At 41.7% G+C, this 288-nt stretch carries 1 protein-coding gene; it reads left to right on the top strand.

Translation table 11 applies throughout. The annotated features are described in order from the left end of the window. A partial coding sequence (locus tag AACS98_RS22035) for a Calx-beta domain-containing protein (protein ID WP_157087548.1) occupies positions 1-288 on the top strand: 288 nt, incomplete at both ends.

The following is a 288-nucleotide window of genomic DNA, read 5'->3' as shown; positions in this document are numbered from 1 at the left end:
TGATGACAGTAACTATGAGCCGAATGAAACCGTCAATTTAACTTTAACTAACCCGACTGGTGGCGCAACATTAGGCACACAACAAACAGCCATATTAACCATCATTGATAATGATGCTGTACCAGGGGTAATTGAGTTTAGTGATGCTAACTATGCGATTAATGAAAATGGTACACCAGTAACGGCTGTAACTTTAACTCGGACTAATGGTAGTGATGGTGCAGTTAGTGTCAGAGTTAACCTGACAAATGGCACAGCCACCGCAGGTAGTGACTATAATAATGCACC

This window comes from Anabaena sp. CA = ATCC 33047 (assembly GCF_963870205.1).
Lineage (GTDB): Bacteria > Cyanobacteriota > Cyanobacteriia > Cyanobacteriales > Nostocaceae > Trichormus.
The sequence above is the reverse complement of the archived record's forward strand: the minus strand, read 5'-3'. Positions and strand labels throughout refer to the sequence as shown.